The following is a 17791-nucleotide window of genomic DNA, read 5'->3' on the forward strand; positions in this document are numbered from 1 at the left end:
CTGCCTCAGGGCAGCCGTTTTTATTTATGTGTGATGGGTGCGAGCCTCCTTAAAACGTCTGGCAGCTGCTCCCCGGGTTTCACCCAGCCTACGGATTTCGGTAATAGTGCTTTTCGTAGCCTGCTGCTGAGCGAAGCGATGCGCAGGATTGGGGACGAAAGACTTCGCAAGGCGAAGACCCCGAGTTTGCTTCGCGCTACCCAGGCTACGGGGCGTTAAGACCGTGCGTGATAACGAAAAACGGCTGCACTCGGGCAGCCGTTTAGGGTGAAGCGGGAAATTACTCGGGCAACCTGACGGTCTTCTTGCCGCCGGCGAACAGGTTCCAGCTGGCAACGAACAATGCAGCGATCAGCGGACCCAACACGAAGCCGTTGAGGCCGAACAAGGCCATGCCGCCGAGGGTGGAAATCAGGATCAGGTAATCGGGCATCCGGGTATCCTTGCCGACCAGAATCGGGCGCAGGATATTGTCCACCAGGCCGATCACCAGTACCCCGAACAGGGTCAGCACCACGCCCTGCCAGATATCGCCGCTAAGCAGCAGGTACACCGCCACCGGCGCCCAGACGATACCGGCACCGGCCGCTGGCAACAGCGACAAGAAGGCCATCAGCACGCCCCACAGCAGCGGGCTGGGAATGCCCAGTATCCAGAAAATCAAACCACCCAGCGCGCCCTGTACGGCAGCCACGACGATATTGCCTTTCACGGTGGCACGCACTACTCGGGTGAACTTGATCTGCAGGCGGCGCTTGGTGTTGTCGCCCAGCGGCACGGCCATACGAATGTCGCGTACCAGCTCCTGGCCATCGCGCAGCAGGAAAAACAGCAGGTAGAGCATGATGAAAAAGCTAACCACGAACTGAAAGGTGCCTTGGCCGATGGCGAACACCTTGGTTGCCAGGTACTGGCTACCAGCAGCGGCGCCGCTGGTGATGCTTTCCTGCAGATCATCCAGATTGCCGACGCCGATACGGTCGATCTGCTGCTGCAGGAACGGAGGTAGCATCTGCTTGGTGCTGGTCACATAGGCGCCGACGTCCAGTTCACCGGAGTCGATGCGCTGGTAGATGCTGGTGCCCTCGGCAACCATTGCCGACGTGATGAAAATCACCGGCAGAATCGCCACCAGCAGGCACACGATCAGCGTCAGCAATGCAGACAGGTTGCCACGCCCACCGAGGCGATGCGCCATGCGTCGTTGCAGCGGCGCGAACACCACGGCCAGCGCCACCGCCCAGAACACCGCGCCGTAAAACGGCAGCAGTATCCAGATGAAGGCGATGGTCACCAGGGCGAGCAGGAGGATAAAGGTTTTCTTTTCGAGGGAAGTCGTCTGCATGGTCCGGCCACACGAGGGGGTATGCCCGTTAGTCTCCCGCGCCGCCGACAAAGTGCACTCTTATTGCTAGGGTCTGTTGCCGTTTCAGCGCGAGCCGCGTTGTCGCGAGAAATCTCGCCAGGCTAGGCGGAGGACGCAGGGAATGGTTGTTCCCTTGCCAAGTCCTCCAACGACGCATGGCGAGATTTCCCGCACAACCCGAAGGGCCGGGCCCGTTTTGTCGCGATGCGGCGTTTCTCGCCGGCTCATTTAGCCCACTAAACTTCGCGGCTCGTGCCTTACCTCGCGGCAAAACGGGCTCCGGCGCGGCCGTGCGTGAAACGGCAACAGACCCTAGGGCGAGCCTCCCTGCCCGCCCCTCAGCGTCAGATACGGAACTGGCGCACCAGGCTTTGCAGGCCCTGGCCGAGTTGCGCCAAGCTGCGGGCGGTTTCGGCGCCCTGACGGGTTTCGTCGGCGACGCTGTCCACTGCGCCGGCAATCTGGTGCACGCTGCGGTTGATCTCCTCGGCCACCGCGGTCTGCTCCTCGGCGGCGCTGGCGATCTGTGCGTTCATGGCGTTGATGGTGCCGATCAGCCCGGCGATGGCATCCAGCGAGGCGCCGGCCTTGTTGGCCTGCTCGCTGGTCAGCTCGCCGGCATCGCTGGACTGGCGCATGGCATTGACCGCATCGCGGGTACCGCTCTGCAGACGGTCGATCATGCCCTGGATTTCCTGGGTGCTCTGCTGAGTGCGGCTGGCCAGGGCACGCACCTCGTCGGCGACCACCGCAAAACCACGCCCGGCCTCACCGGCACGGGCGGCTTCGATGGCCGCGTTGAGCGCCAATAGGTTGGTTTGCTCGGCGATGGAGCGAATCACGTCGAGCACGCTGACGATGGAGTGCACGTCCTTCTGCAGGCTGTCCAGCGAGGTGCCGCTGCCGCGGATATCGCCGACCAGCGAATGGATCCGTTCGATGCTGCCGTCCACCACCTGCTTGGCCACCTGCCCTTCGCGATCGGTCTGCTGCGCCGCTTCGGCAGCGCCCTGGGCGCTCTTGGCCACCTCGTGGGCAGCGGCAGACATCTCATTGATGGCCGTAGCGACCTGATCGGTTTCATGGCGTTGCCGCTCCATGGCCTGCTCGGAACGCTGCGCCTGGGCAGCCACCTGACTGACCAGTTCGGTCAGGTGTCCGGTCATTTCGCTGATCTGCCGCACCAGGCCATGAACCTTGTCGACGAAGCGGTTGAACGAGCCAGCCAGCTCGCCCAGTTCGTCACGGCTGGTGACCGGCAAGCGCTTGGTCAGGTCGCCATCGCCGGCAGCGATGTCGTCGAGGTTGGCCTTGATCTGCTGCAGCGGACGTAGAAAGGTGTTGGCCAGAATGCCGCCAACCACACCGAAGACCACCAGCAACACCGCGCCGATGACCAGAATGCTGGTAATGATGGTACTCACGCGCTGGTCGATCCCGGCGCGCACCTCGGCGATCTGCGCCTCGACGCCGTCCAAGTTCACCGCGGTGCCCAGGGCCATGTCCCACTTGGGCAGGTAATAGCTGTAGGCGAGTTTGGGCACCTGGACGGTTTCGTTGCCGGGTAACGGTGAGGAATAGTTGACGTAGTAGCTGTTGTCCTTGGCGACGCGCACCAGCTCGCGGTTCACGAACACGCCGTTGACGTCGCGTCGGTCGTTGAGGCTCTTGCCGACATCCACGGGGCTGTCGCTGCGAAACAGGCGCACCACATTGGAGTCATGGCCGAAGAAGTAGCCGTCCTTGCCGTACTTGATTTTCGACAGGATAGCGATGGCCTGCTTGCGGCTTTCCAAGTCGCCATTCGGCGCGGCGTCATACAGGCTCTGCACGGCGCCCATGGCGATGGCGCTGTAATTCTGCAGCTCGCTACGTTTCTCGTCGAGGAGTCGCTCGCGGGTTTCGCTGACTTCGTCCTCTGAAAGGCTGTATAGCACCTTTGCGGCGGCACCACTGAGCACCACGGCGAACAGCAGAACGGGAACCAGGGCCAACAAGATGACTTTGGCTTTCAAGGTCAGGCGCATTTTTGTTTTCCTTATGACCAGGCGAAGCCAGACGATGGCTTCTACTCCAGTCATCGGCAGCTACTGGAAAACCTTAAGAAAGTTCGCCCGCAGCCAGCGCATGACCGCGCCTGTTACAGCACCATAGCTGCAACCCAGCCGAATGCCAGCAGCGGCAGATTGTAGTGCAGGAAAGTGGGCACTACGGTATCCCAGATATGGTTATGCTGGCCGTCGACGTTGAGGCCCGCAGTCGGCCCCAGGGTCGAATCCGAAGCTGGCGAGCCGGCATCGCCGATGGCGCCGGCAGTGCCGACGATGCAAACCGTGGCCAGCGGACTGAAGCCCAACTGCGCGCACAGCGGCACGAAGATGGCCGCGATGATCGGCACGGTGGAAAACGACGAACCGATGCCCATGGTCACCAGTAGACCGACCAGCAACATCATCAACACACCCAGGCCCTTGCTGTCGCCGATCCAGCCGGCGCTGGCGTCCACCAGCCCCTGGATATCACCGGTTTCGCGCATCACTTCGGCAAACCCAGAGGCGGCGATCATGATGAAGCCGATCATCGCCATCATCTTCATGCCTTCGGTGAACAAGTCATCGGTTTCCTTCCAGCGCACGATGCCCGAGGCGGAAAACACCACGAAGCCAAGCAACGCACCAACGATCATGGAATCCAGCCACAGCTGGGCGCCGAAAGCGATGGCCACCGCTACGCCGGCGACGATCAGGCTGCGGCTGTTGTAGCTGATGTCCACCCGCTCGGTGCGCTCGACCCGCGCCAGATCGTAGTTACGCTTGCCGCGGTAGCTGTACAGCGCCAGCAGCAGACCGGCGACCATGCCCATGGCCGGAATCAGCATGGCGTGGCTGACGTTCACGCCAGTGACATCCACGCCGCTACGCACCACGTTGGCGAGCAGAATCTCGTTGAGAAAGATATTGCCGAAGCCCACCGGTAGAAACATGTAAGGGGTGATCAGACCGAAGGTCAGCACGCAGGCGATCAGTCGACGGTCGATCTGCAGCCGAGTGATCACGTACAGCAGCGGCGGCACCAGCAGCGGAATGAAGGCGATATGAATGGGCAGGATGTTCTGTGAAGAGATCGCCACGGCAAGCAACAGGCCTACCAGCATCCATTTCAGAGCCCCGCCACCGCGTTCATCCTGACGACCTACCAGGGTCAGTGCCTTGTCGGCCAGGGCATGGGCCAGCCCGGATTTGGCAATCGCTACCGCGAAGGCGCCGAGCAAGGCGTAGGACAGTGCCACGGTGGCGCCGCCGCCCAGGCCCTTATTGAATGCTTCAAGCGAGCCGTCCACACCCAGGCCGCCGATCATGCCACCGGCCAGCGCACCGATGATCAGCGCCACCACCACATGCACCCGGCACAGGCTGAGCACCAGCATGATGGCGACGGCTGCGATGACTGCGTTCATGAAAGGCTCCTCGAATCGCCGCCAGCGCGGCGCAATCAAAAAAGCGTCGCACTCTGCCGCAAGCTGACCCGAGTGTCAAAAACGCCGTGGGTAACAAGCGGCAATATTCTAAGCAAATCGCACAAACGTCCTTTGCGGCACTTACTGCCGATGTTAGCTTCACGTCCTTTATCAACGGAGGATGCACATGCTCGATATCGTTCTGATCGCCGGCTCAAGCCGCCCTGACAGCCAATCCGCCAAGGTCGCCCAATTCCTGCGCCAACGCCTGATCACCCTGGGCAAGACCAATGCCGAGCTCAGCCAAGTCATCGACCTCGGTACCAGCCCGCTGCCGCTGTGGCCGGCCGAAGATGCCGGCGCCTGGGCCGACTACGGCCCACGTCTGCAACGCGCCGACGCGGTGGTGGTGATCGCACCGGAGTGGAACGGCATGGCCGGCCCGGCGATCAAGAACTTCTTCATCTATGCCAGCAAGGCCGAACTGGCCCACAAGCCCGGCCTGCTGGTCGGCGTGTCGTCGGGCATCGGCGGTGGCAGCCCGATTGCCGAGCTGCGCAGCTCCAGCTACAAGAACTGCCGGATCAACTACCTGCCCGAGCACCTGATCATTCGCGCGGTGACCAAGGTGCTCAACGACGTGCAACCGGCGGACGAGGACGACAGTCGCATTCGCGCCCGTATCGATTACACGCTGGATATTCTGGCCAAGTACGGCGAAGCGCTGAAACCCGTGCGTGCCAGCATCGACCTGGGCAACCCGGCCTTTACCAACGGCATGTAAGCCGCGAGGCGGATCACCCCGGGTGGTCCGCCTTCGTAGCCGGGTAGAGCGAAGCGAAACCCGGGAATTCTATTAGGCGCAATTACCGCGCGCGCAGCGGCAGCTCGATGCGGACCTGCAAACCGCCCAATTCGCTGTCGTGCAGCGAAATGCTGCCGTCCCAGGCATCGACGATGTCGCGCACGATGCCCAGCCCCAGGCCGTGACCCGCGGTCTGCTCGTCCAGGCGAATGCCGCGGCTGAGCACTTCATCGCGGCGCTCGCTGTCGATACCCGGCCCGTCATCATCAACGCTCAACACATAGGCCTTGTCAGTGCGTTCGACAGTCAGCCGCACCTGGCTGTCCGTCCATTTGCAGGCGTTGTCCAGCAGATTGCCGAGCAACTCCAAGAGATCCTCCCGGTCACGCGGCAGCCGCAGATCGGGCGGCGAGGCCTGCCAGCTGAGTTCGATACCACTGTCGTGGATCATGCCCAGAGTGGCGAACAGCCCGGGCAGCTCCTGCTGGCAATCGAAATGCGCACCGGGCAGCGCCTCGCCAGCCAGACGCGCACGGCCCAGCTCACGCGCGATGCGCTGCTCGATCTGCTGCAGGTGTTCGAGCAGGTTGTCGCGCAGCTCGGGGTGCGCACGCAGCTCCTCCCGCGAGGCCAGGTTGACCAGCACCGCCAAGGGTGTCTTCAGCGCATGGCCCAGATTGCCGAGGGCGTTGCGCGAACGCTTTAAGGTTTCCTCGGTATGGGCCAGCAAGTGGTTGATCTGCTCCACCAGCGGCTCCAGTTCCTCGGGCACCTGCTCGTCCAGTTCCGAGCGCTGGCCTTGCTGCAGTTGGGCGATCTGCACGCGGGTCTGTTCCAGCGGGCGTAGGGCGCGACCGACCGCTATGCGCTGCAGAAACAGGATCAGCGCCAAGCTGCCCAGCCCCAAGCCCAGACCGATGCGCTGCACGCGCCGGAAGCTATCGAGCACCGGCGTGTAATCGCGGGCCACGGTGATGGTCAGGTCCTGTCCGAAGCGGCGGTACTCGCCGCGAAACGCCACCAGCACCTGACCCTGAGGGCCATCCTGCAACTCCGGCTGCAGGCCATCGACCAGGGAAGGCTGCAGTTCGCTGTCCCACAGCGAGCGCGAGCGCCAGCTCTTGTCGGAAAAATCGATGCGGAAATACAGGCCCGAATAAGGCCGGTGATAGGCTGCACCAAGTCGCGATTCGTCGAGCTGGATGCCTGACGGCCCGCGTACCAGGGCAATCAGCAGCGACTGCGCTTCCTCCTCCAGCCCGGTCTGCATGTAGCGGCGCAGGTTGCTGTCGAACAGCCACAGGCAGGTTTGCGCCAGCAACAGGCCGATGATCAGCAGCACGCTGATCAGCCCCAGGCTCAGGCGCCGCTGGATCGACCTCAAGCGGCGCTACCAGTGAAGCGATAGCCCTGCCCCCGGCGCGTTTCGATCACCTCACGACCGAGCTTGCGACGCAGGTGATTGACGTGTACCTCGATAACGTTGGAATCGCGCTCGGTCTCGCCGTCGTACAGGTGCTCGGCCAGGTGGCTCTTGGGTAGGATCTGCCCGGCATGCAGCATGAAGTAGCGCAGCAGACGGAATTCCGCAGCGGTGAGTTCGATTTGCTCATCGCCACGGCTGACGCACTGGCGGCTTTCGTCAAGCTGCAAGCCGGCGGCCTGCAGCTGCGGCTGATTGGCCAGACCGCGAGCACGGCGCAACAACGCCTGGATACGCAGCTGCAGTTCTTCGGGGTGGAAGGGTTTGGTCAGGTAATCGTCGGCACCGACCTTGAGGCCTTCGATGCGCTCGGCCCAGGAACCGCGGGCGGTGAGAATCAGCACCGGGGTGACCAGGCCACCCTGGCGCCACTCCTGCAGCACCTCGAGCCCCGGTTTGCCGGGTAAACCGAGGTCGAGAATGATCAGGTCATAGGGCTCACTGGCACCCTGGTACACGGCGTCGCGGCCATCGGCCAGCCAGTCCACGGCATAACCCTGGCGGGTCAGCGAGGCGGTCAGTTCATCGGCAAGCGGTACGTGGTCTTCAACCAGCAACAGGCGCATGTCAGTCGTCTACCTCATCCTTCAGAATCTTGCCGTCGTGGGCATGGATTTCCAGCTCTCGAACCACGCCCTCGCGGGTCAGCAGCTCCACTTCGTAGACGAAGACATCGTCCTCCTCTTCCAGCTCGGCTTCGAGCAGGGTCGCGCCGGGGTAGCGTTCCAGGGCGGCACGCATCAGCTGGTCGAGCGGCAGGATCACGCCGCTCAGACGCAGATCCCTCGCTTCGTCCTGGTCAAGATCACGAGCACTGGCCGCACAGCTCAGTGCGGCCAGCGAGACGATGCAGATGTAGCGAAAAACACCATTGCCTTTCATCAATCATCCTGGTGGTTCTTGAGGATGGCGCCATTGGTGGCATCCAGTTCGACATCCCATTTGCGGTTCTGGGCGTCGCGGATCTCTACCTGATAGAGGTAGCGGCCGTATTCTTCCTCGAGTTCGGTGTCGCCCAGTTTACCGCCGGGATGGGCAGCAAGGGCAGCCTCGTTGAGTTTCTCGAACGACTGGATGGTGCCGGCGTCACGCAGTTTCAGCGCCTCATCCGGGCCCAGGTCACGGGCTTGAGCGATACCGGCGGCGGTAGTCAGGGCGGCGATGGCGAACAGGGCAGTCAATTTCTTCATGGTGATCTCCTGAGTAATCGTATTTCGACGATGCTCAGGTTAAGGGCAACGACTTAATTCAACCTGAATTGGCCCACAGACCCACGCGCTCCACATCTCTATACTGGCGCCTCTTCTGCGGAGGTCGGCATGAGCGCCATTCAGATCAAATTCCCTGCCCTCACCCTCAAGGCCGGCCAGCGTGCGATGACGCGCATTCGCGAACGCGGCCTGCAGCCTGATGATGTTGGTACCCTACCAGGCGCAGCAGGCGGCCCCAAGGCGCTGGGCATTCAGGGCCTGGATATCGCGCTGTTCGGTGACTGGCTGGCAAGAGCGCCGAGGGAACGCTCGCTCATCGGCGCGTCCATCGGCTCCTGGCGCTTCGCCAGCGCCTGCCTGCCAGACCCTGCCGCGGCGTTGCAGCGCCTTGGCGAGCTGTATACCGGCATGCGCTTCGCCAAGGGCGTGAGCATCGCTGAGGTGAGCGCACGCTGCGTGCAGATGCTCGACGAGTTGCTGCAACAGCAGGATGCAGCCGTACTCGACAATCCGCATTACCGGCTCAACATCGTCGTGGTGAAAAGCCACGGCCGACTGGCTGAAGACGACCGCCGCTCTCTGGGTCTTGGTCTGTCGTCGGTGATCGGCAGCAACCTGCTCGGCCGCCCGCGTCTGGCTCGTCATTTCGAGAGGGTGATCCTGCATGACGCCCGCCTGGCGCCGCCGCTGCATCCGCTGACCGATTTTCCCTCACGTTGCCTGCCCCTGGATGTCGGCAACCTGCGCCACGCCTTGCTGGCTTCCGGCTCGATCCCCTTCGTGATGCAGGGCGTGCGCGACATTCCCGGCGTCGGGCCCGGCACCTACCGCGACGGCGGCCTGCTGGACTACCACCTCGACCTGCCCTACAGCGGCGATGACGTGGTGCTCTATCCTCACTTCACCGATCGCATCATTCCCGGCTGGTTCGACAAGGGCATGCCCTGGCGCCGTGGCGATGCCATGCGCCTGCAGGACGTCCTGCTGCTGGCGCCTTCGCGCGACTATCTGGCGCGCCTGCCCTACGGCAAGCTGCCGGATCGCAAGGATTTCACCCGCTTCCTGAGCGACGACGCCGGACGAGAGCGCTATTGGCGCCTGGCCATGGACGAAAGCCGGCGCATGGGCGACGAATTTCTCGAACTGACCGAGACGGGGCACCTGGCCGATCGACTGGTCGCGCTATAACGCTTCGCAGGCCATTGCCAGGCGCCCAAGACGGCAGTCAGAAAACCGCCACAGATTGTTTTAAGCAAGTTAAACGACTGTCCCTATTAATAAAAAATCTGAACTTAACGGAACTGATTAGCTGGGCCATTTTCCTATTTGGTGTTGATGCCATTTTCGGTGGTTAAACATTAAGTGCACGGCCCAACGGCGTGCCGCCACACTTGAAAACTTTGATGCCCGTCAACTTCACAAGATGATTTTCAGTTTTTTTGAAAATTAATTAATTTGGATGTGACTTGCAGGCCTCATCGAAACATCAACAGCTAGGAACGTCAGCGTTAAACAAGCTCGCTGACACTATGAATCATTGGGAAACCCTCGGAGAACCGACCCCATGAACGCTTCGCTGCGTTTCAATGATGCACTGCTGATTGCCGACCGCGCCTTTCAACCTTTCCACTGCGTGGCCTGGGCGCCACAGGACGGTACAGGCGTACTGAGCCTGACCATTGTCGACCGCACCAACACACCGTTGATCGATCGTGCGCAACTGACCAGCAGCATCTACAGCGACCCTCAGGAGCTGGCCAAGGCCCTGAAAAAATCCCGTGACGAGATCAGCAGCAAGGGCTTCGATCTCGCCCCTTGGAGCATGCCGGAATAATTCCTCGGCAGTTGTTTTGCCAGTTGCCGTACCTTCGGGTGCGGCAACTTGTCTCAACGTTATACCCCCTCCCCGCCTTTATCCGTTCGCACCGTCGCATCCGTTAAAGTCTGAACTTACCCTCGCATTCTACGGGCTAAGTCTTTAACTGTTGTCATGAGCTGACCGGCATGCAAAACCTCTTCTTGATTCTGCCGCCCCTCTTGTATCGCGTCGCCATATCCGTCGGTGGTTTTCTACTGCCTGCTCGCGGCATGATCGGGAGCGCAACGCGATGACCAGCCTGTCGATAACGCCCGAACTGCCCAACGACCTAAATTACGTCGACGACCGCACGCCCGGCATCACCCGCCGCAAGCTACGCGGCAAGTTCTGCTATTTCGAGCCCAATGGCGAACGCATCCGTGACGCCCAAGAGATCGCCCGCATCAATGCGCTGGCGATACCGCCGGCCTATGTCGACGTGTGGATCTGCACTGACCCCAAAGGCCACCTGCAGGCGACAGGCCGCGATGCTCGCGGGCGCAAACAGTACCGCTATCACCCGCGCTGGCGTGAAGTGCGTGATACCGACAAGTACGCCAACTTGCTGACGTTCGGCAAGGCCCTGCCGAAGCTGCGCCAGACCGTGGAACAGCACCTGCTGCTGCCCGAGCATGGCCGCGAAAAGGTCATGGCCACGGTGATCACCCTGCTCGACAACACGCTGATTCGTATCGGCAACGTACGTTATGCCAAGGAGAACCGCTCCTACGGGCTGACCACCCTGCGCAACCGGCATGTCGAGGTACAAGGCAGCGCCATCCGCTTCCATTTCCGCGGCAAGAGCGGCATCGAACACGAAGTAGAAGTCAGTGATCGGCGCCTGGCGCGCATCATTCGCCGATGCCTGGAGCTGCCGGGCCAGCACCTGTTCCAGTACCTAGACAGCAACGGCGAGCGCCACACGGTGACCTCGACCGACGTAAACAATTACCTGCGCGAACTCACCGGCGCCGATTTCACCGCCAAGGATTACCGCACCTGGGCCGGCAGCGCCCTGGCGCTAACACTATTGCGCGAACTGGAATGGCAGCCGGAAAGCTCGGCCAAGAAGCATGTGGTGAGCATGGTCAAACAGGTCGCCGAAGAGCTGCGTAATACGCCCGCGGTGTGCCGCAAATGCTACATCCACCCGGCGCTAATCGAAGCCTTCCATGCCGGCGCTCTGGCTGATCTGCGCCTGGCGGCTGCACGCAAAGGCCTGCGTAGCGAAGAGAGCCTGCTGATGCGTTTTCTGGAAAAGCTGCCCATCGCCTGAATAGTGGCAAGATTTGTGGGTTTTATGTCGTTGCCGCCATAACCCTTCTTCAGCACACTGGCCACCTCTTACGCCGAGGGGCCGCCATGGACGACCGCAAATGCATTGCCGCGCTGATCTACCCGGACTTCATGAGCCTGGATGTGGTCGGCCCACTGCAGGTTTTCGCTTCCGCCAACGTCGAACGTAACCGCCACGGCTTGGGCGACGCCTATCGCCTGCTGTTGCTCGCCGAGCAGCCCGGTCCCATCTCCAGCTCCGCCGGCATGTGCATCGTGGCTGACGCTGCATGGCGCGACATAGATCCTTCCAATCTGGACACCCTGCTGATTCCCGGTGGTGCCGGTGAAGCCCGGCAATGTGAAAACGAGCCGCTGCTGAGCTGGCTGCGTGCTGCCGAACCTCGGATACGCCGCCTGGGTTCGGTCTGCTCGGGTGCGCTGATTCTGGCGCGCACCGGCCTGCTCGACGGCCGACGGGTGACCACCCACTGGGCCGATATCGACACCCTGCGCCAGGATGGCAAGCTGCTGGTCGACAGCGACTGCCTGCACACCTACGCCTCAGACGCAGGCGATGGCAGCGAGCACCTGTTCACCTCCGCGGGTGTCACTGCGGGAATCGACCTGGCGCTGGCGCTTGTTGAAGCGGATCTCGGTCGCAGCATGGCGCTGGCCGTGGCGCGGCGGCTGGTGATGTTCCTGCGCCGCCCGGGCGGCCAAGCCCAGTTCAGCGCCCTGCTCGCTCCCGAGCCCAGCCGTACGCCGCGCCTGGCCGAACTGCTGGAGTGGATTCCTGCCAACCTGGGCAGCGACCTCTCCCTCGACGCCCTGGCCAACAGGGCGCGGATGACGCCGCGCACCCTGTCCCGCGTATTCGCCAGGGAACTGGGCACCGGGCCGGCGGGCTACGTGGAGCGTGTGCGTCTGGAGGCTGCCCGCACCCTGCTGCAGGACGCCCAGGCCTCGATCAGCACTGTCGCGCGCCTCACAGGCTTCGGCCATCCGGAAAACCTGCGCCGCGTCTTTCACAAACATTTGTCCATCAGCCCCCAGCAATATGCCGAACGTTTCGGTCAGGAGATGAGCCATGCTTGAGCTACGCCCCAACTGCGAATGCTGCGACCGAGATCTGCCTCCCGAGTCTCTGGACGCGCGCATCTGCTCGTTCGAATGCACCTACTGCAGCGCCTGTGCCGACACCCACCTCAACGGTCATTGCCCCAACTGCAGCGGCGAGCTTGTGCGCCGGCCAGTCCGCCCAGTTGCCAAGCTGGCGGCCAACCCGCCCTCGACCCTACGTGTGCGCAAAGTGGGAGGATGCGATGCTGCTGGTGCGTAATCGGGCGCTGCTGATTCTGTTCCTCGCCCAGGCGCTGTACTGGAGCTGCTCGCTGATCGGCATCACACTCACCGCGCTGATCGGTATGCAATTGTCTCCCTACAACAGCCTGATCACCCTGCCCCTGGCCTTGCTAGTGCTCGGCAACCTGCTGGCCACTCACCCGCTGTCGCTGTTCATGCAGCGCCATGGGCGCAGGCCCGGCCTGACCCTGGGCGCAGCAGCCGGCATTCTCGGCGGCCTGATCAGCGCCTCGGGTGTCTGGCTGGAAAACTTCGTATTGTTCTGCCTGGGCGCCCTGCCGATTGGCGTCTACCAGGCTTCCGCCATGTATTACCGCTTCGCGGCGCTGGAGACGGTGGATGACGCCCACAAGGGGCGCGCTGCCGCCTGGGTGATCGCTGGCGGCATCTGCGCAGCGCTGATCGCGCCGAGCCTAACGCTCTGGGCGCGCAACGCCGTGAGCACGCCGTTTGTCGGTGCTTACCTGTTGCTGGCTGGGCTGGCGCTGCTTGGCCTAGTGCTGCTCAGTGCACTACGCGAGGGCGCAATTCCCGTGGCGCCGCGCGGCGACCTACGCAGCCTGTTGGCCCGCCCGGCGATTCGTTGCGCGCTGGCGGTGACCGCTATTGGCCATGGCCTGATGATTCTGGTGATGAACGCGACTCCGCTGGCCATGAGTTTTTGTGGTTTGCCGTTGGCAGACGCCACCCAGGTGATCCAGTGGCACATGCTCGGCATGTTCCTACCCGCTCTGATTGCCGGCCCGTTGGTGGACCGCCTGGGCAGCAGGCCGGTAGCTTTTGTCGGTATTGGAATACTGGCGTGCAGCGCATTGGTCGGGATAAGTGGCCAGTCACAGGCCTACTTCCTGATTTCTTCGCTGCTACTGGGCATTGGCTGGCATCTGATGCTGGTGGCTGGCACCACCCTGCTCGCCAAGGCACACGAACCCGCCGAGCGCGGCAAGGCACAGGGGCTCATGGAACTGGCCAACGGCAGCGTCGCCGCCTGCGCAGCTTTCGCATCCGGTGCGCTGATCACCGGGCTGGGCTGGTTCCAGGTCAACCTGGCCATGCTGCCCTTGCTGGCCATCGCCCTGATGGTGGTGTTGCTAGCACGCCCAGCCCCCAGGCTCCCAGTGGCCGGCTAGAAGCCGAACACCGTCACCTGGTTGCGGCCATTGCGTTTGGAGTTGTAAAGCGCCTGGTCGGCCCACTGGATGACCTGCTGGTGATCGTGGCTGGGCTCGCTGAGGTCGGCCACGCCGAGGCTGATGGTGAAGGGAATCACCTGCCCGTCGTGGCTGATCTGCAGGCGCTCGACCAGCATGCGCAGGCGCTCGGCGAAGATTCGCGCGCCGGTCGCGTCGATATCCGGCAGCAGCACCACGAACTCCTCGCCGCCGTAACGCCCAGCGATATCGGTATCGCGCAACTGCTCGCGCAGCACCTGAGCCACGCTCCGGATCACCGTATCGCCGGCTTGGTGGCCGTAGGTGTCATTGACCTTCTTGAAGTGATCGATATCGAAGATCACCAACGCCGCGCTGCTGCCGTAACGGCGATGGCGGGCGTGCTCGCGCTTGAGCTCCTCCTCCCAGTGGCCCCGGTTGTTGAGGCCAGTGAGCCGGTCGGTGCGCGACAGATGTTTGAACTGGTCGCTGATGCTCTGCAACTGACGCTTGTTAACCGCGACACCCGTCACGTCATAGATGATCACGCACAGGTGCTCGATCTTGCTGTTGGTGGCCATGAGCGGAAGGATGGTGGTGTTCTGGTACATGAAGTCTTCCACGCCGGTGATCGGCTGGTAGTTCTTGAACCTCACCAGATAGGGCCGCTGCTCCCAGATGGTGAAGGCCGCCGTGCCCAGGGTGACGACGTTCTCCACCTTGTTGCGAAACCAGACTTCATCGACCTCGGGAAACAGCTCGAAGAAGGAGCGCTCGGCGGCATCCCGCGCGCTGCGCCCGGAGTGGTTCTCCATGAAGCTGTTCCACACTTCCACGTTGTACTGGCGGTCGAGCACCACCACGCCGACATCGATGCTCTGCACGATGGCCAGCAGCCAGTGGAAATCGTTTAAATCCATGCTCTCGGCCATGCGGCTTATTCCATCAGGTAGGCGAGTTTGTTGGTCAGCAACGACACCGAATCTTCGGTGAACAGCAGCAGTAGATCGAAGTGGATGTCATGGCCTTCGATGCTGTAGCTCACCTCCACCGCCAGAGTCTTGCGCCAGCGCTGGCTATTGATGCGAATCAGCTCGTCGATGGAGGCGTGTTCACCGAGTATTTGCGGGTGGCCCTGGGAGAAACTCACGTCGAGCTGCTCGGCGATACCACTCAGGCAAGCGCCGATGATGATGCTGGACATGTCCAGGAGCATTTCCATGGACGAATGGTTGTGCTGCTGCCACTGCATCAGCCGGGCCATATCGGCCACTTCCGAGTCATGGAAGATCAGCAGCGCTTCGCCAGCGATGCCCTCGCCGATATAGCCCTGGCAAACCGCGGTCAGCCCATTGCCGCGCTGGGCGTCGGCCAAGGCCATGTGCAACTCGCTGACTTCGAGGATATTGACGTTGGGAATCGGCAACTGCACGAAGACGCCGAGTACTCGGGCCAACAATGCAGCAGCGCGGCCCATGGCCACGTTGACCACCTCACGGAAGGCATCGCGAAACGATACCTTGGGCTCGGGCAGCGCGGTGGGCACCGCAGCGCTTGGCGCGGCACGCAGAAAGCCGAGCTGGTCCAGGGTCTGGCGCAGCAAATCGGGGTCGGCAGGTTTCTTCAGAAATGCCAGGGCGCCAAGTTCCTTGACGCGGCGGATGGCTTCATCCTGCACGTCACCCGACACCACGATGACCTTCTGCGCACGGCCTTCAGCTTTAAGCGCCGCGAGCACACCATAGCCATCAAGCACCGGCATTGTCAGGTCGAGCAGAAGCAGATCGAAGTGAGCGGCGCGCAGCTGTTCGAGCGCTTCTTCGCCGTTAGCGGCCTGGCTGATGGTTACGGGCCAGTCAGCAGGCAAGGCACGCAGCAGTTGCTTGCGAGCCATGTTGGAGTCATCACAGACGAGAAGAGATGCGGTGGGCATCGATACGCCTCAAGAGGTGGGCCTGATCCGGCTTGGCTGCGGCGGCTATCCGACAGCGGCGCCATCCTTGGGAGCGTTGCTGCCACTTATAGCAGAACGCCATCCGATATTTCTAACACTTGGATGAAGTGAAGCACGCCAAAGCAGACAAGGCGACCGAAGTCGCCTTGTCATTGCACACATTGCAATCAGTAATACGCGTTTTCACGATTGCTGTGGTCGGTCACGTCACGAACGCCCTTGAGCTCCGGAATGCGCTCGAGCAGAGTTTTCTCGATACCTTCCTTGAGGGTCAGGTCGGCCTGGCCGCAACCCTGACAACCACCGCCGAACTGCAGCACGGCGATGCCTTCGTCGACCACGTCGATCAACGTGACCTGGCCGCCGTGGCTGGCAAGGCCCGGGTTGATCTCGGTCTGCAGGTAGTAGTTGATTCGCTCATTGAGCGGGCTGTCTTCATTGACCATCGGCACTTTCGCGTTCGGTGCCTTGATGGTCAGCTGACCGCCCATGCGGTCGGTGGCGTAGTCGACCACAGCGTCTTCGAGAAACGGCTCGCTGACGGCGTCGATCCAGGCCGTGAAGCTGGCCAGACCAACGGCCTGGTCTTCGGGCTTTTGCTCGCCTGGCTTGCAGTAGGCGATGCAGGTTTCCGCGTACTGGGTACCGGGCTGGGTGATGAATATACGGATACCGATTCCCGGTGTGTTCTGCTTGCTCAGCAGGTCGGCCAGGTAATCATGGGCGGCATCGGTAATGGTAATGGTGCTCATGGCAACTCCTCACGGTCATGTGGCGGAGTGTACGCCAAATGACCGCCGCGAATAAAGTCCTACTATTTTACTCAGGATATGGTTTGAAGCTGCGATTTGTTCGAGCGTTCGTTGATCCAAGTCTTGGCCTGAACGAAGAAGCGCTTCTCGATCAGTTCGTAGCTGCCCCAGGACGCCAGAGCGATCAGCGGCATGCAGGCGACGATGACCACATAAGGGTTGAGATCCAGGCTGGCCTGCACGTACCAGCCCAGGGACAGAATGATCACGTGCAGCAAATATACCGAATACGAGCAGTCGCCCATGCGCGCTAGCAGGCGGTTGTCCTTGAACCAGGGCTCCATGGCAATGCAGGCGGCGACGATCAGAGCACTCGGCACGCCCCAGTGCAGCAGGCGCATGCTGGTATCGAAGTGGTAAATGGCCAGCAGTGAGCCGGCGATTACCAGCAGCGGCACCCAAAGGCCCTGGCGGATCCAGCCACGGCTATAGATCATGCCCAGCAGCACGCCGAACAGGAACTCGTAGACGATGCTGTTGCGGTAAAAATTGCTGAGCCACGGCTGGGTGGCCATGAGGCCGAAGATCATCAGCATCACCGCGACGAAGGCCAATCGCAGACGTTGCGGCACCATGAAGGCCAGGGCGAACAGCAGGTAGAAGAACATCTCGTAGTTCAGGGTCCAGCCGACGTTGAGCGTCGGGTAAAGCCCGAAACCACCCGGATTCTCGGCCGGAATGAACAGCAGCGAGAGCAACAGGTGATGCAGATCGAACTGCTGCACCGGCATCACCGGGTTGGCGTAGGCGATGATCAACGCGGCGAGCAGTGAATAAAGCCAATAGGCCGGCACGATACGCAGGATGCGGTTGAGCATGAAGCGCCACGGCGTGATGGTCTTGCCTTGGGTGGACAGATAGATAACCAGGCCGCTGATAACGAAGAAGATGTCGACGCCCACAGCGCCCTTGTCGGTGAAAAGACGGCCCATGAAACTCTCGGCCTTGAAATCGAAAAACACCTGCATGACATGGTGAAAAACCACTATCCAGGCCGCCAGAGCCCGAAGTGCCTGCACGGAAATCAGCATAGAAACGCTACGCTCCCTCTCGT

Annotated in this window: 18 protein-coding genes and 1 pseudogene; 7 read left to right on the forward strand and 12 right to left on the reverse strand. The window is 61.9% G+C overall.

Annotated features, from left to right (window positions below):
• Nucleotides 1-280 precede the first annotated feature (280 nt).
• From FB481_RS07830 to FB481_RS07840, 4 genes and pseudogenes are all read right to left on the reverse strand, one after another.
• Nucleotides 281-1345 carry an AI-2E family transporter gene (locus tag FB481_RS07830; protein ID WP_147175812.1) on the reverse strand — a complete coding sequence of 355 codons (1065 nt, stop codon included), beginning with the start codon at nt 1343-1345 and terminating at the stop codon, nt 281-283.
• Nucleotides 1346-1710: 365 nt separating this feature from the next.
• Nucleotides 1711-2790, reverse strand: a complete 1080-nt coding sequence (locus tag FB481_RS23530) for a methyl-accepting chemotaxis protein (RefSeq protein ID WP_372239555.1) — start codon at nt 2788-2790, stop codon at nt 1711-1713.
• A gap of 81 nt (nt 2791-2871) precedes the next feature.
• Nucleotides 2872-3447, reverse strand: a pseudogene (locus tag FB481_RS23535) (cache domain-containing protein); the annotation flags it as partial.
• 59 nt (nt 3448-3506) lie between these two features.
• Complete coding sequence (locus FB481_RS07840) at nt 3507-4823, reverse strand: Na+/H+ antiporter family protein (protein ID WP_147175815.1); 1317 nt, start codon at nt 4821-4823, stop codon at nt 3507-3509.
• A gap of 187 nt (nt 4824-5010) precedes the next feature.
• On the opposite strand from FB481_RS07840, the gene FB481_RS07845 reads away from it, so the two are divergent.
• The gene (locus FB481_RS07845) at nt 5011-5607 is read left to right on the forward strand and encodes an NADPH-dependent FMN reductase (protein ID WP_147175817.1); all 597 of its coding nucleotides are present in this window, start codon (nt 5011-5013) and stop codon (nt 5605-5607) included.
• Between the two features lie 82 nt (nt 5608-5689).
• Here the strand turns inward: FB481_RS07845 and FB481_RS07850 are convergent, their stop codons facing one another.
• Genes FB481_RS07850 through FB481_RS07865 form a run of 4 tightly spaced genes read right to left on the reverse strand, consistent with a single transcriptional unit; the run spans nt 5690 to nt 8301 of the window.
• Nucleotides 5690-7012, reverse strand: a complete 1323-nt coding sequence (locus FB481_RS07850; RefSeq protein WP_147175819.1) for a sensor histidine kinase — start codon at nt 7010-7012, stop codon at nt 5690-5692.
• A complete protein-coding gene (locus FB481_RS07855; protein ID WP_147175821.1) occupies nt 7009-7677 on the reverse strand; it encodes a response regulator transcription factor in 669 nt (222 codons plus the stop codon). Before FB481_RS07855 ends, FB481_RS07850 begins: the two co-directional genes overlap by 4 nt.
• Before the next feature lies 1 nt (nt 7678).
• Nucleotides 7679-7993: a PepSY domain-containing protein gene (locus FB481_RS07860; RefSeq protein ID WP_093504796.1), complete on the reverse strand. Its 315-nt coding sequence runs from the start codon at nt 7991-7993 to the stop codon at nt 7679-7681.
• On the reverse strand, nt 7993-8301 hold the full coding sequence (locus FB481_RS07865) for a PepSY domain-containing protein (protein ID WP_093504798.1): 309 nt from the start codon (nt 8299-8301) through the stop codon (nt 7993-7995). The genes FB481_RS07860 and FB481_RS07865 overlap by 1 nt, the downstream gene beginning before the upstream one ends.
• A 129-nt stretch (nt 8302-8430) precedes the next feature.
• On the opposite strand from FB481_RS07865, the gene FB481_RS07870 reads away from it, so the two are divergent.
• The 6 genes from FB481_RS07870 to FB481_RS07895 all read left to right on the forward strand — a co-directional run bounded on the left by FB481_RS07870 (nt 8431) and on the right by FB481_RS07895 (nt 13950).
• Nucleotides 8431-9510, forward strand: a complete 1080-nt coding sequence (locus FB481_RS07870; protein ID WP_147175823.1) for a patatin-like phospholipase family protein — start codon at nt 8431-8433, stop codon at nt 9508-9510.
• A 376-nt stretch (nt 9511-9886) separates the two neighbouring features.
• Entirely contained in the window at nt 9887-10156 is a 270-nt protein-coding gene (locus tag FB481_RS07875; protein ID WP_093504802.1) for a hypothetical protein, read from the forward strand.
• Nucleotides 10157-10430: 274 nt separating this feature from the next.
• Nucleotides 10431-11456: a DNA topoisomerase IB gene (locus tag FB481_RS07880; RefSeq protein WP_167363146.1), complete on the forward strand. Its 1026-nt coding sequence runs from the start codon at nt 10431-10433 to the stop codon at nt 11454-11456.
• 86 nt (nt 11457-11542) lie between these two features.
• A complete protein-coding gene (locus FB481_RS07885) occupies nt 11543-12553 on the forward strand; it encodes a GlxA family transcriptional regulator (RefSeq protein ID WP_147175825.1) in 1011 nt (336 codons plus the stop codon).
• Entirely contained in the window at nt 12546-12797 is a 252-nt protein-coding gene (locus FB481_RS07890) for a DUF1272 domain-containing protein (RefSeq protein ID WP_147175827.1), read from the forward strand. Before FB481_RS07885 ends, FB481_RS07890 begins: the two co-directional genes overlap by 8 nt.
• Entirely contained in the window at nt 12784-13950 is a 1167-nt protein-coding gene (locus tag FB481_RS07895; protein ID WP_256662721.1) for an MFS transporter, read from the forward strand. The genes FB481_RS07890 and FB481_RS07895 overlap by 14 nt, the downstream gene beginning before the upstream one ends.
• Here FB481_RS07895 and FB481_RS07900 read toward each other — a convergent pair.
• From FB481_RS07900 to FB481_RS07915, 4 genes are all read right to left on the reverse strand, one after another.
• The gene (locus tag FB481_RS07900; protein ID WP_093504810.1) at nt 13947-14903 is read right to left on the reverse strand and encodes a diguanylate cyclase; all 957 of its coding nucleotides are present in this window, start codon (nt 14901-14903) and stop codon (nt 13947-13949) included. The genes FB481_RS07895 and FB481_RS07900 overlap by 4 nt on opposite strands.
• 5 nt (nt 14904-14908) lie before the next feature.
• Nucleotides 14909-15904 (reverse strand): response regulator, encoded by a 996-nt coding sequence (locus FB481_RS07905; protein ID WP_147175831.1) that lies wholly within the window; start codon nt 15902-15904, stop codon nt 14909-14911.
• Nucleotides 15905-16092: 188 nt separating this feature from the next.
• Nucleotides 16093-16677 carry a Fe-S biogenesis protein NfuA gene (gene nfuA / locus FB481_RS07910; protein ID WP_093504814.1) on the reverse strand — a complete coding sequence of 195 codons (585 nt, stop codon included), beginning with the start codon at nt 16675-16677 and terminating at the stop codon, nt 16093-16095.
• 71 nt (nt 16678-16748) lie between these two features.
• A complete protein-coding gene (locus FB481_RS07915) occupies nt 16749-17768 on the reverse strand; it encodes an acyltransferase (protein ID WP_093504816.1) in 1020 nt (339 codons plus the stop codon).
• Nucleotides 17769-17791 lie beyond the last annotated feature (23 nt).

The sequence above is a fragment of the Pseudomonas sp. AG1028 genome, from assembly GCF_007993955.1.
Lineage (GTDB): Bacteria > Pseudomonadota > Gammaproteobacteria > Pseudomonadales > Pseudomonadaceae > Aquipseudomonas > Aquipseudomonas straminea.